10 protein-coding genes and 1 pseudogene are annotated in these 13,127 nt (G+C 42.4%); 3 read left to right on the top strand and 8 right to left on the bottom strand.

Annotated elements, in window-relative coordinates:
* The 3 genes and pseudogenes from H6A61_RS15970 to H6A61_RS09640 all read right to left on the bottom strand — a co-directional run.
* Positions 1-119: pseudogene (locus H6A61_RS15970) on the bottom strand (lactaldehyde reductase); the annotation flags it as partial.
* Positions 120-226: 107 nt separating this feature from the next.
* Positions 227-1,999 carry an L-fucose isomerase gene (gene fucI / locus H6A61_RS09635; RefSeq protein WP_204393208.1) on the bottom strand — a complete coding sequence of 591 codons (1,773 nt, stop codon included), beginning with the start codon at positions 1,997-1,999 and terminating at the stop codon, positions 227-229.
* Between the two features lie 129 nt (positions 2,000-2,128).
* The gene (locus H6A61_RS09640) at positions 2,129-3,115 is read right to left on the bottom strand and encodes a GntR family transcriptional regulator (RefSeq protein ID WP_154044152.1); all 987 of its coding nucleotides are present in this window, start codon (positions 3,113-3,115) and stop codon (positions 2,129-2,131) included.
* Positions 3,116-3,451: 336 nt separating this feature from the next.
* Between H6A61_RS09640 and H6A61_RS09645 the strand changes: the two genes are divergently transcribed.
* Entirely contained in the window at positions 3,452-4,636 is a 1,185-nt protein-coding gene (locus tag H6A61_RS09645) for a mechanosensitive ion channel family protein (protein WP_204393210.1), read from the top strand.
* 66 nt (positions 4,637-4,702) lie between these two features.
* Here the strand turns inward: H6A61_RS09645 and H6A61_RS09650 are convergent, their stop codons facing one another.
* The 3 genes from H6A61_RS09650 to H6A61_RS09660 form a co-directional block, all read right to left on the bottom strand.
* Entirely contained in the window at positions 4,703-6,301 is a 1,599-nt protein-coding gene (locus tag H6A61_RS09650; RefSeq protein WP_154044150.1) for an aspartate:alanine exchanger family transporter, read from the bottom strand.
* A gap of 141 nt (positions 6,302-6,442) precedes the next feature.
* On the bottom strand, positions 6,443-8,329 hold the full coding sequence (locus H6A61_RS09655) for an AAA domain-containing protein (RefSeq protein ID WP_204393213.1): 1,887 nt from the start codon (positions 8,327-8,329) through the stop codon (positions 6,443-6,445).
* A gap of 13 nt (positions 8,330-8,342) precedes the next feature.
* A complete protein-coding gene (locus tag H6A61_RS09660) occupies positions 8,343-9,263 on the bottom strand; it encodes a DMT family transporter (protein ID WP_204393215.1) in 921 nt (306 codons plus the stop codon).
* A gap of 128 nt (positions 9,264-9,391) precedes the next feature.
* Here H6A61_RS09660 and H6A61_RS09665 point away from each other — a divergent pair, with 128 nt between their 5' ends.
* Both H6A61_RS09665 and H6A61_RS09670 read left to right on the top strand, forming a co-directional pair.
* Positions 9,392-10,216, top strand: a complete 825-nt coding sequence (locus H6A61_RS09665; RefSeq protein ID WP_204393217.1) for an AAA family ATPase — start codon at positions 9,392-9,394, stop codon at positions 10,214-10,216.
* A gap of 14 nt (positions 10,217-10,230) precedes the next feature.
* The gene (locus H6A61_RS09670; RefSeq protein ID WP_154045114.1) at positions 10,231-11,226 is read left to right on the top strand and encodes a DUF4435 domain-containing protein; all 996 of its coding nucleotides are present in this window, start codon (positions 10,231-10,233) and stop codon (positions 11,224-11,226) included.
* Between the two features lie 77 nt (positions 11,227-11,303).
* Here H6A61_RS09670 and H6A61_RS09675 read toward each other — a convergent pair whose 3' ends face one another.
* Positions 11,304-12,659: an MATE family efflux transporter gene (locus H6A61_RS09675; protein ID WP_204393219.1), complete on the bottom strand. Its 1,356-nt coding sequence runs from the start codon at positions 12,657-12,659 to the stop codon at positions 11,304-11,306.
* Complete coding sequence (locus H6A61_RS09680) at positions 12,659-13,069, bottom strand: PaaI family thioesterase (RefSeq protein WP_204393221.1); 411 nt, start codon at positions 13,067-13,069, stop codon at positions 12,659-12,661. Before H6A61_RS09680 ends, H6A61_RS09675 begins: the two co-directional genes overlap by 1 nt.
* Positions 13,070-13,127 lie beyond the last annotated feature (58 nt).

The raw sequence follows: 13,127 nt of genomic DNA on the forward strand, positions 1-13,127 counted from the left end.
TCCTTGTCTGTAGCTACAAAAGCCTTTTTCAAGCCAAGACGTGATATTTCTTTTGGAAGCACTTCTCTGGCTCCGGGACCGAAGTAAGATACTTCGTTCAATACAAATCGGTTTATCATAATAATCTGATTTTATGAAGTTACAAACAGACAGTGTTATTTTCACTGCCTGTTTATAATCCTCAAAATTAACTATAATCTTATAATCACCAACAACAAATCATCAATTACTTGTAAATAGGACCATAATTCTGGCAAGCTCTATAGTCTGCACCTTCCTTATCCATTCCGAATGCATTCCATGCAGCAGGACGGAAAATCTTATCATCGTCAACATTATGCATACATACAGGGATACGGAGAATTGAAGCCAAAGTAATCAAATCCTGACCGATATGACCATAACTGATGGCTCCATGGTTTGCTCCCCAGTTATTCATTACAGAATATACATCCTTGAAAGCAGGTTTGTCGCACAAGCGTGGCACGAACCATGTAGTAGGCCATGTGCGGTCAGTACGTTCGTCAAGAAGTTTATGTATTTCAGGATCAATTTCCACAGTCCAACCTTCGGCAATCTGAAGCACAGGGCCAAGACCTTTCACCAAGTTAAGACGGCTCATAGTGACAGGCATACCGCCTTTTGAAAGGAAGTTTGAAGAGAAACCGCCGCCACGGAAATAATCTCTGTTAGCAGGATACCATGTAGTAGCTTCAAGACATTTTTCCACTTCAGCATCTGTAATTTCCCAAGCCGGTTTCATTGTAGGATTTCCTTCAGCATCTGTCTGCTGGCCAGTTCCGTCAAGAGTAGTTGCACCTGAATTGATAAGGTGTATGATACCGTTCTTTGCCAAACCTGTAAGTTCTTTTCCTGTCACACGCTTAACTGCTTCAGGACTCCAGTATGTACGAACATCAGAGAAGATCTGTGCACGGTTTGTCAACAAGTGACCGAATAGCATAGCTACACCGTTGCATGCATCGTTTTCTGTTGCCACAACAAATGCCTCACGAATACCGTTCCAGTCGAATGATGTATTAAGCAATGCTTCTGAATAGTCACCGTTTGGATAGAAGTCAGTCCACTGACGCTGTCCCTGGAAACCTGCAGCTATTGCATTATGTCCTAGGGCTTCTTCCTTGAATCCCATTTCCTTCAGTTTAGGATTACCTGTCATAAGATCGCGCATGATGATAGTCATCTTGACGATAAATTCCCAATCAGCATCCTTTTCTTCACGAGTCTTTTTCTTTGCATCTACATTGAAATCATTGCCTTCGTTCTTCTTGCAATATTTTTCTGTCCATGCCATAGCCTTGGCAAATTCTTCCTTATCATATATGCCTTCAGTCATACGACGGATAATTTCAGTCAAGTCAACAGACTCATTACGCATTCCAAGGTATTCCTGGAAGAAATCCGGATTTACGATAGAACCTGCAATACCCATTGACACACTACCCATAGAAAGATATGACTTGCCGCGCATTGTAGCCACAGCCTGTGCCGCACGAGCAAAACGAAGTATCTTTTCCGCTACATCAGCAGGGATTGTATTATCTTCAATATCCTGTACATCGTGACCATAGATACCGAATGCAGGCAAACCTTTCTGTGCATGACCAGCAAGTACAGCAGCCAGATAAACGGCTCCCGGTCTTTCAGTTCCGTTAAATCCCCAAACAGCCTTTGGATAATAAGGATTCATATCCATTGTTTCAGCTCCATAACACCAGCAAGAAGTCACGGTGATAGTGGCACCTACACCTTCACGTTCGAATTTTTCTGCGCAAGCTGCACTTTCAGCCACACGTCCTATAGTAGAATCTGCAATTACACATTCAACAGGACTTCCGTCTCCATTTTTCAGATTAGAAGAAATAAGTTCTGCCACTGCTTTGGCAAGATTCATAGTCTTTTCTTCAAGGCTTTCGCGGACACCACCCTGACGTCCGTCGATTGTGGGACGAATCCCGATTTTCGGATAATTTTTCATTGTTTCGATAGTTTATAAAGTTTGTATTTAATATTTTTACTTACATATTCCGGCATGTCACAACTATGCTGAACTATGCTGATTTATCTGTATTAATAAAGGAACTACTGTAAATGAATAAAACTGAAATCATACCGAATTACGTAAATGCACCTCAGTATGGAGATAAGTCCGGACTGCCTCACCCGTAAGTATGAATTTTGCAGCCTGCTTTCCCATCTCATCCCAGTTTACACTCAAAGCAGTGATTCCGTCATCTATAACTTCGTATGCGGGCGTATCATTATATGCAATAATACCAAAGTCGCGTCCGCACTTCATCCCTTTTTCCCTACTTCTCTTTATTATATTCACAACATCTGTCTGACGAATAACTATATAAGCCACGCCATTCTCCACATCTGTGATGTCCTCCTGTTCGGATATTTCAGAAACCATGTCATTATCATGACAGTACTGTCTGAAGCTGTCAGCCGAGACTCTAGGATGTTTTGAATCAGCCGGAAACTGGAATACTATCTTACGGTATTTCTTCAGCCTGTCAGTAAGTTTGGTAAGAGCATTATAGAACTCATCATCAAAATTCTGGCATATATAGGAATAATTCTCCTTCTCGAATTTTCCGAAGTCAAGAAGCAACAGACGTGAAGGGTTTATCTTATTGAACAAAGGCGAGAATTTCTCATTGTCAAAATTCATCACCACATAATAATTGTAACGACCTATAGCTTCATGCAATATAGTATTGAATATGTGTTCATTATATTGATGAAACCACAAATCCACCTTATATGACGTAGAAAGTTTTCTTACGAAACTATTATACAGCGTATTTTTAAAAGGTGAATACTCATCAAGAAGAAGAAATATTTTCTCCTGGCGATTGGTCACATAATATCCCTTACCGGGAGTAGAATCGATAAGTTTCCTCTCGCGCAAATCAGAAAACGCCTTAAAAACAGTATCGCGCGACACATTGTAAGCCTTGCTAAGATAATTTATGGAAGGCAGACTGGTGTCTGTCTTGTATTTCCCCATCATGATATCCTGTTCTATGATATCAGACAGTTGCTTAACCTTTGTGGACTGTTGTCCGAAACTTACTTTATCTTTCATATGCAAAGCATTAACTGTGCTGAACTGTTCTGACGCAAAGGAATGAATTTTATTCTTCACAACCAAAAGAATACTATATGTTTAAAAACACCATAATACATTTTTCACCAAACAAAAAGCTTATTTTTCAAGTGTGCGCACGTTCCACTTAAAGCGTGCGTCCATTCGAATCTAAGCGTGCGCACGTTTTTTTTAACAGATATTTACTTCCAAAATTCATAAATATGTAATGAAATTTTCAACATTGAACAGACAACACATATTTAATGAAAAGTCAAATTTGCACAACTCGGAAAAAATCATTTATATTGCATTAGTTTTTTAATATCAGCCAAAATGAATAACGATATAAACAAAGAAATTGCATTGCTGCTTCAAAATATCGGAGTAGAAAAAAATGACATTAATTGGGGGACACAGCTAACAATATTTGCCGCTATAATCATTATAACTTATGCCTGCACAAAACTGTTCAGACATATTATAATACCATTGATACACAAAATTACAGCACGTACAAAAGCTAAATGGGACGACTATCTGTTCAACACCGAAATGATGAAGGCATTCAGCCGAATGATCCCGCCTATAATTCTTTATGTGCTTCTTCCATTTGCTTTCGGCAAATCGCCTCAATTACTCAATTTCTCGCTTAAGGTATGTCTTATATATCTGGATATAGTAAGTATCCTTCTTATTGGAACATTCCTGAACTCTCTTTACAATATATCCAGCGAGCACGAAAAACTGAGAAACCGTCCTCTGAAAGGTATATACCAGATGATAAAACTTATCACCATCACCATTGGTATAATAATACTGATAAGTATCCTCATGGATCAGGACCCTACGAGCATACTTGCCGGACTTGGTGCATCGGCCGCTGTACTTATGTTGATATTCAAAGACAGTATCCTGGGACTTGTGGCTGGCGTGCAACTCTCGGCAAACGACATGCTGCGTCCGGGTGACTGGATTACAATGACCAAATATGGAGCCGACGGATACGTGATAGAAGTTTCGCTTACTACTGTCAAGGTGCAAAACTTCGACAAGACAATAACCACCATACCACCCTACGCACTGGTGAGCGATTCATTCCAGAACTGGAGGGGAATGCGCGAAACAGGAGGAAGAAGAATAAAACGTTCCGTTAACATAGATATGAACACCGTACATTTCTGTACGCCTGACGAGATTCAAAGTTTCATAGATAAAGGATTGGTGGACAAGAAGACTGACATAAATGAAAAAACCGTAAATCTTGCAATCTTCAGGAATTATATTCTGAACTATCTGAACAATCATCCTAAAGTGAACAAAGACCTGATGATAATGGTACGCCAGATGCAACCGGCATCCGAAGGTATGCCTCTGGAGATATACTGCTTCTCCGATACACCTGACTGGATTCCTTACGAAGCACTGCAATCAGAGATTTTCGAACATGTAATGGCTATGGTTCAGGAATTCAACCTGCGTATATTCCAGCGCCCGGCCGGTACAGACTTCAAGTCATAATAAGGTACAGATACATTAATCCCCGACAGTTTGACGAAAACAGACTGCCGGGGATTAATGTTTTTATTATACCACTACAAGTGCAATAAACTGTATGAATAATATCAGGAACACCATCGCTATAGGGTAAACCGTTGCATATGCTACTCCAGGAATATTACTATCCGTCATAGAATCGGCTGCAGCAAGACCAGGCGTACTGGTCATACCACCGGTGATGGTTCCAAGCAGATCAAGCATACTAATCTTGAAGACCAGACGGCCTACTATCGCCGCTACCAGCATAGGAACAATAGTAATCAAAGCACCTACACCGAAAAGCAGGAATCCACTCTCCTGGAATGTAGAAACAAGATTCTTTCCTGCCGATGTACCAACCTCAGCAAGGAACAACAACAATCCCAACTGGCGCAAAAGCTGGTTTGCCGGACCGGACATAGACCAAAGAATAGGCCCAGTCTTTCCTATTGCACTAAGGAAAAGCGCCATCATCAACACCCCTCCTGTAAGTCCCGGAGAGAACGACATTCCGCTTCCGAACGAGATATTGAGTTTACCGAACAATACACCAAGAACAATACCCATAGCTATAGGGAAGAAATCTGTGTCCGACAAACGTTTCTCATCATTACCCAACAGACGACCTACAGCCTGGACACCATCCTGCTCGCCTACCACCATCAGTTTGTCACCAAACTTCAATGCCAGTTCAGGCGAAGGTGAAAGGTCGATACCGCTTCGGCGGATACGTGTAACGGTACATCCGAAGTTTTTCTGAAGATTAAGGTCGCCCAGCTGCTTGTTTATCATATCCTTCTTTGTCAGCAACAAAGATTCTATCACCTGAGTATTTATCAATGGCAACTCACCTTCCTCACGTTCGCCAAGCATTATTCCAAGATTACTCAAAGATTCCTCGCTACCTACAGCCTGGACTATGTCACCTTTGTTTACAACAACAGAAGCAGTAGGAATCACTATCTCATCACCAATTTTCAGACGCGAAACTACGGCACCTGTAATGGCACGGATATTAAGCTGTGCCAGAGTATGCCCGCATATAGCTTCGTTTGTCACATGAAATATACATGTTTTAAGTTCAGGGAACTGTCCGCGACGTTCTTTTTCAAGGCGCTTTGCTTCCTCATCCAAATCTACACGAAGAAGCTTTGGCAAAAGTTTCACAAAAAGAATCACACCAATAACTCCAAACGGATATGCTATACCGTATGCAATTGAAGCCAATGGTGACTGAGTACTGTCAATAGCCACTGCAAGACCTGGTGTACTGGTAAGAGCTCCTGCCACAAGTCCCACAACACTTGGCGTATCTATTCCGAAAGCATATTTCAGCCCTATGGCCGTAAGACATGCCGACGCAATGATAAGCACTGTAATAAGAATTAGAGTCTTGCCCTTGGTACGGAAAGAATCAAAGAATCCTGGACCGGCCTGAATACCGATTGTAAAGATAAACAACACTAACCCGAAGTTTCCAAGTTCCTTTGGAATTGAAACTCCCCAATGGCCGAAAGCCAGGGCAATAAAGATCACGGCTGATACATCCAGAGATAATCCCTTTATCTTGATGCGTCCAAGCATAAAGCCTAGGGCAACAATCAGGAATACAGAGAAATAAGACGATTGTAATAAGTCGTTAAACATAAAAATTAAATTGTGATTAATAAGTACGCAAATATAAACAAAACCTAATGAATTACAAAGTGAAAACACCGTTTTCGACTTATAACCATTAGGTTCTGCAAATATTATATCAAGTTAATAATTAACGACTTATACTATATGTCAAACTAAACTCTCTATATACTCGTTAAGTTTCTTATAGAAAGGATGTTTCGTCAGTGTTGCAACATCTCCCAAAATGATTAGTTTCATCCTTGCACGTGTTATCGCCACATTCATTCGTCGCAAGTCATTGAGGAAGCCAATCTGTCCTTCCTCATTGGCTCTTACAAGACTTATGAGTATTACATCACGCTCCTGTCCCTGAAAACCATCTACGGTATTGACAGTAATAAACTGACGATACGGCTTGAACCATGCATCCTTGCGTATCAGCTGACGGAGATACTGCACCTGCGCCTTGTATGGAGAAATCACTCCCACATCTATACGCTCGTCAAGAAAACGTTCACGCCCTATCTTCTCTATATATTCCTTCAGTTTTCCCACGGAGAGTTCAGCTTCCTGCTTGTTTATACGGCCATAATTCTCGCCTATAAACTCTTCGTTGCAGTCCATTCCCTCTGTATTTACCCATTCTATCGGGGTATCGAAATCAAGGATACTGCGATATTTCACTTCGGGAGCCGACTGCAACATTCCGCCATAGAACCAGTCGGAAGAGAAACGCATTATCTCATTGTTCATTCTGTACTGCACCTTCAGAAGAGAGACAGCCTGCGGCTTATTTGCCACTATGCTTTGCATCAGTGTATGTCCCAATCCTCCACGTAATGCCACAGGGCTTTTCACTGTAGGAGGAAGCTGGCAATGATCGCCCGCCAATATCACACGGTCAGCCTTGGCAATAGGAATCCAGCATGCAGCCTCCAATGCCTGGGCAGCCTCATCAATAAACAATGTACCGAACTTATGACCAATAAGTACACGGTTCGCACTGCTCACCAATGTACAGGATATGACTCTCGCCTCGGCAAATAATGATTCGTTTATCCTTATCTCCAACTCAGTGGCACGGTCTTTCAGAGAATTAATCTTCAGTCTGATGCTCTCCCTGTTGGCACCTTTACGGTTTGCTGAATACAATTCGCGGATAGCCTTTCTTATGCTCCACAGCTGTGAATAATCCGGATGCGATTCAAATTTCCTTTCGTATGTAAACGAAAGCATCTTGTCATTCACACGCGAAGGATTTCCTATTCTTAATACACTTATACCCCTATCGACAAGCTTTTCGCTTATCCAATCGACAGCCATATTACTCTGCGCACATACCATCACCTGGTTTTCACGGTGAAGCGTTTCGTATATAGCTTCTACAAGAGTAGTAGTTTTTCCTGTTCCCGGAGGCCCGTGTACAATAGCCACATCCTTGGCATGAAGTACCTTGTTGACAGCCTCTTCCTGAGTGCGGTTAAGCCATGGAAATCTAATAGGACTGAAAGAGAACTCCGATACAGGCTGCTGTCCGTAGAAGATATCACGCAACTCAGCAAGACGGTTGTCCTTTGCACCTATTACACGATTCAACGCCTCAAACATCAGCCGATAGGAAGTTTCGTCAAAATACAGCTGCACTCCAAGCACGTCATATCTCTGCAAGGCAATCATGGCATCCGGTCCGGGAAGTATCACCACCATACGGTCTTCGTCCACATAATTCACCGTTGCAACGAAATTCATATATGTCAGTCGCCCACCGGCATCCTGAGTAAAGAAACATACAGGACGGCCATACTCAAAAAGGTGCTCTATCTCCTTGTCCTCAGTACGGAATATCTCCACCACAAACTGATTGAGAGCATTATAGTAACTTCTTCCCACAGATATAGGATACCAGCACATTCCACGCTTCACCTTACGCCCTATACCCATCACTTCCGTCTGCTGACGGAACTGTTCTTTTTCATACTCATATTCCGCCTTAAGCAATTCATAATGATGCTGAAGATAAAGCACCGGAGACACTATATTCGACTTTTCCTTCATTAACCGATTCTTATTATTTAGATGAAGATTCTTCCTTTAGCATTTCAGCGCGCGACTTACTCTGAGTGACAAGATATACACCTGCAAAAATTGATATTGCAGCAATTGCCTTTACCCATCCGAACGATGACATACCCATCAGTATTGCCACGCTAGAGCCTACTACCGGCTGCATATAGTTATACATGCTGACCACAGTAGGACGAAGTGTCTTCTGGCCTACAAGCATAAGAATATATGCAAAATATGTTCCGAAAAGTATCACATATCCTACCTGCATCCATACCTCCATTGGTATCTCGGCAAACTGCATCTCCGAGAAATCCCTGTACGAAAAAGGAATAAAACATATTGCTGCATAGCTGAACATCCATTTCATCAGAGTAAACACACTGTATTTGGATATAAGTTTCTTGAATATTGTAAGATAGCAAGCAAAGCTTATCTGTGCAGTTACACACAATACATCGCCTAACACACTTCCCTCCTTCTCACTGCCACCGGCATTACTGAGGATAAGAGCCAAAGCACCGACAGATCCTAAAAGAATACCACCGACTTTAAGCGGAGTTACAGGCTCTTTAAGGAAGATGGCAGCCAATATCATTGTCACGATAGGCATGGTGGTAGTCATGATGGAAGCATCCACCGGAGAGGTAAGCGACAAACCGAAAGTGTAACACCCCTGATTGCATACAATACCAAGCATTGATGCAAAAAACAATAACATAAGATCGCGGGGCGGAACTTCTTCTTTCCTGACAAACAATGATGTTATCCAGAAACATACTGCACCACCTATCATACGCATATTGGCAAGTGCCAGTCCGGAAATACCGGCCTCCATAGCAGCCTTACCTATAGGTGCCATAAGTCCCCACATACTGGCAGCGAACAAAAGGGCCAGATGGGCTTTAAGATTAGAACTCTTCATATCTTTTATACCTTAAAATTATTTTGTTGTGCAAAGTTACAAGATATTTGAAAAATTGGCAGATGACGGTTGATTAATTCAAAGAGATTGATTAAATTTGTTGGATAAGAACGATAAAAGACAAAGAAATGAAGAAACAAGCCGAGTTCATAAAGCGTATTGTCATAAAAGGCCTCTGGGGCAGAAAAGACATTACATGGGATTTGAGAAAAGATGTCAATATCCTTAGTGGAGTGAACGGTATTGGAAAAAGTTCCATACTAAACAGTTCCGTGAGAAGACTGAACGAGAACAATGAAGTACAGCTCACAAACGGGATAAAGGATATAGTGACATTCACATTCAGTCCGGAGGATGCAGATTTTATACCTTTCGACGTTATCCGCAGTTTCGACCGTCCGCTTATAGACTTCGGACTGCTGAAAAAGATCGGTGATCAGGATGTACGTACGGAACTGGACTGGCAACTTTACCAACTGCAGCGACGCTATCTGGACTATCAGGTAAATATAGGCAACAGGATCATTGAACTGCTGACAAGCGGAGATCCCGAGAAACAGATGATGGCAGCCGAAATATCTAAACCCAAAACAAAATTCCAGAATCTGATAGACGAACTCTTTGCCGAAACAGGAAAGAAGATAAACCGCAAAAGCAATGAAATTCTCATCGAACAGGATGGAGACATTCTCACTCCTTACAAACTTTCGTCGGGAGAAAAACAGATGCTGGTCATTCTGCTGACAGTACTTGTACAGGACAATGCCCACTGTGCGCTGTTTATGGACGAGCCTGAGATTTCACTCCACATAGAATGGCAACAAAGGCTCATAACACTCATCAGAAGTCTTAATCCTAACGTACAGATTATCCTGACAACACATTCTCCGGCACTCATCATGAACGGATGGGTAGATGCAGTGACCGAAGTGAGCGACATTACTACTAATTAAAAAAAACAGGGACTATGGGAAAACGACTTACGGAAAACCTTTCATCATTATATATAGGTGCGGCCAACAATCTGAAGCCGAAACATGCAAAAAGGAAGATTGTGGCGTATGTGGAGAGCTATGACGACATATCGTTCTGGCGTGCCCTGCTCTCTGAGTATGAAAACGACAAGGTTTATTTCGAAGTCATGCTTCCATCACAAAGCTCGCTTGCCAAGGGAAAAAAGACCGTACTCATGAACCAGTTGGGAAAACAACTTGGTGAAAACATGATAGCCTGCGTAGATAGTGACTACGACTACCTCTTGCAAGGACGTACCAACACATCGCGCTACATGATAGAATGTCCGTATGTACTGCAGACATATGCCTATGCCATAGAGAATTTCCACTGCTATGCCGAAGGTCTGCATGATGTATGCGTAACAGCTACACTGAACGACCATAAGCTGATAGATTTTCCTGCATTCATGAAGGCATACTCTGAGATAGCATGGCCTCTTTTTATATGGTCGGTATGGTTTTACAGAAGACATATTCTTGCCGAATTCTCACTACTTGATTTCTGTTCGTACGTAAAACTGGATCAGGTAAGTACACGCTATCCTGAACGCAGCCTTGAGCATATGGCAAAAAAAGTAGAGAAAAAGCTTCATGATCTTGAGCGCAGGCATCCTGAAGCCAGACAGGAAATAGAAGATTTAAAAAGAGAGTTACCCACACTTGGAGTAACTTCCGACAGCACATATATGTTTATACAGGGACATCATATAATGGACAACGTTGTCCTCCGCCTTCTTATTCCTGTATGTACAGTACTAAGGAGAGAGCGTGAACAACAAATCCATGACCTTGCCCTACATAGCCTACAGCTTCATAACGAACTGACGAACTATCAACGTTCACAAATTGGTGTGGAAGTGGTGATACACAAAAATGTCAACTACAAGAATTCACCGCTATATGCCAAAATTCGTGCCGATGTTGAAAAGCTTTTGAAAAGGATTTGAAAAGACTTTATAAAAAAATCGTTTCAATTGGTATAACACATACGTGTTACGCCAATTATCTTTAAGAACTTCTACAATTATCCTTTTATACGAGATAATATCTTTGGGAACTGCCATGCAAACAAGGCAGTACAGCACACAGCAGCCGCAGCATCCGAAATCGCTTCGGCAGCGAATATTCCTTCCACTCCCCAGAAATGAGGCAATATCAAGGCTAAAGGAACGAGAAGGATAACCTTTCTCAACAAGGCTATGAAAATGGAAATCTTAGCCTGCCCCAAAGCTACGAACATGTTCTGACATGCACGCTGCAGACCGAAAATAGACATTCCGGCAAGGAACAGAGGCATGACATGCGACACTGTTTCTATCAGAACCTCATCTTCTGTAAATACCGATGCCACCAGGTGAGGACATAGTATCATAAAGAGTATCAGCAGAAAGTTGAAACCGAACATGAATGTTACAACTATCCTGAAACATTGCTTCACACGGTCCTTGTTGGCATGACCGTAGTTATAGCTCACCACCGGGATAAATCCCTGGGCAAAACCGACGAGCGGCACACTGGCAAACTGCATGGCACTCTGCATTATAGCAAGGGCACTGACATATATGTCGCCAAAATGTTTCAGACTTCCATTAAGTACAAAACCTACAAGGCTTTCAGTACTAGCCATAATAAACGGTGATACACCAAGAGCTACAACAGAAAGAACTATATTCTTCTGAAGTCTCATGTACCTTCGTTCAAGCGGAAGGGATGCCGAACGGGAAGTAAGGAAACGCAATACACAGATGGCACTCACGGCTTGCGAAAGGACTGTCGCTATTGCGGCTCCCTTTACCCCCATATCAAAAGTGAAAATGAATATAGGGTCTAGAATGATATTCAGCAATGCACCTATCACCACCGACCACATGGCTATGGCAGGCCTTCCCTGTGAGTTTATGAATGTGTTAAGCCCTGTGGATATCTCTACGAATAGCGTACCAAGCAGATATACAGAAAGATAATCTTCGGCAAACGGCAGTGTCCTTTCAGATGCTCCGGTGAGCAGAAGAATAGGCTCCATAAAGATGTATGCTATCAGCGAGGTGATGATAGTGAAAAGAATAAGCATCACAAAACCGTTTCCCAATATGCGTCCGGCTCTCTCGCGGTCGCCCTGACCTAAAGCCATGGCTGCAAGCGGAGCTCCACCGGCTCCCACTATCGACGAAAACGATGATATGAGTATTACTATAGAGGTAGTGACGCCTACCCCGGCAAGAGCCTCTGTTCCTATACCGGGGATGTGTCCTATATAAATTCTGTCAACTATATTATAAAGCAGATTGACAAACTGGGCAGCTACGGCAGGCAGTGCCATACGGAACACCAAAGGCAGCATTTTGTCCGTACCCAGTCTTTCTTCATAACGATTGTTCATTACATCAAACTTTCCAGATTTAGTTCAGTCTTTTTCCTGTAGCCGGAGCTTGTGAATACAGCAACCGGACAACCTTCCTCGTCGATAATACGAACTTCGATGAAAGGTACCTTGGCATGATTGAATGTCTCTACAGCCTCGGCATATACATATCCGCTGCTTACTGCACGCAGGAAAGTAATGTTGGCATTAAGCGAAAGAGTAAGCAGATTGCGACTGTTTGCCACTGCCGCAAAAGCAAGGTCGGCAAGTGTGAACAAGGCGCCTCCCTGGCACACTCCTCCGCCATTAAGATGTTTATCCGTCACTAGCATGCGTGCCTTGGCATAACCTTCGCGCACTTCAAGCAGTTCCACTCCCGCCTCAGCAGCGAAGCGGTCGTGCGAAAGCATATCTTTTAGAGTTTTCATAAGTTTGAGTTTACAAGTTCTTAAAATACTAACAACTAAAAAACAAGAACTAACAACT

Origin of the sequence: Bacteroides caecigallinarum (assembly GCF_016901995.1) — a bacterium.
Classification (GTDB): domain Bacteria; phylum Bacteroidota; class Bacteroidia; order Bacteroidales; family Bacteroidaceae; genus Phocaeicola; species Phocaeicola cellulolyticus.

Excerpts from the sequence above, each read along its gene's own strand:
- fucI (WP_204393208.1), bottom strand. The coding sequence starts at position 1,999 with ATGAAAAATTATCCGAAAATCGGGATTCGTCCCACAATCGACGGACGT.
- H6A61_RS09640 (WP_154044152.1), bottom strand. The coding sequence starts at position 3,115 with ATGAAAGATAAAGTAAGTTTCGGACAACAGTCCACAAAGGTTAAGCAA.
- H6A61_RS09645 (WP_204393210.1), top strand. The coding sequence starts at position 3,452 with ATGAATAACGATATAAACAAAGAAATTGCATTGCTGCTTCAAAATATC.
- H6A61_RS09650 (WP_154044150.1), bottom strand. The coding sequence starts at position 6,301 with ATGTTTAACGACTTATTACAATCGTCTTATTTCTCTGTATTCCTGATT.
- H6A61_RS09655 (WP_204393213.1), bottom strand. The coding sequence starts at position 8,329 with ATGAAGGAAAAGTCGAATATAGTGTCTCCGGTGCTTTATCTTCAGCAT.
- H6A61_RS09660 (WP_204393215.1), bottom strand. The coding sequence starts at position 9,263 with ATGAAGAGTTCTAATCTTAAAGCCCATCTGGCCCTTTTGTTCGCTGCC.
- H6A61_RS09665 (WP_204393217.1), top strand. The coding sequence starts at position 9,392 with ATGAAGAAACAAGCCGAGTTCATAAAGCGTATTGTCATAAAAGGCCTC.
- H6A61_RS09670 (WP_154045114.1), top strand. The coding sequence starts at position 10,231 with ATGGGAAAACGACTTACGGAAAACCTTTCATCATTATATATAGGTGCG.
- H6A61_RS09675 (WP_204393219.1), bottom strand. The coding sequence starts at position 12,659 with ATGAACAATCGTTATGAAGAAAGACTGGGTACGGACAAAATGCTGCCT.
- H6A61_RS09680 (WP_204393221.1), bottom strand. The coding sequence starts at position 13,069 with ATGAAAACTCTAAAAGATATGCTTTCGCACGACCGCTTCGCTGCTGAG.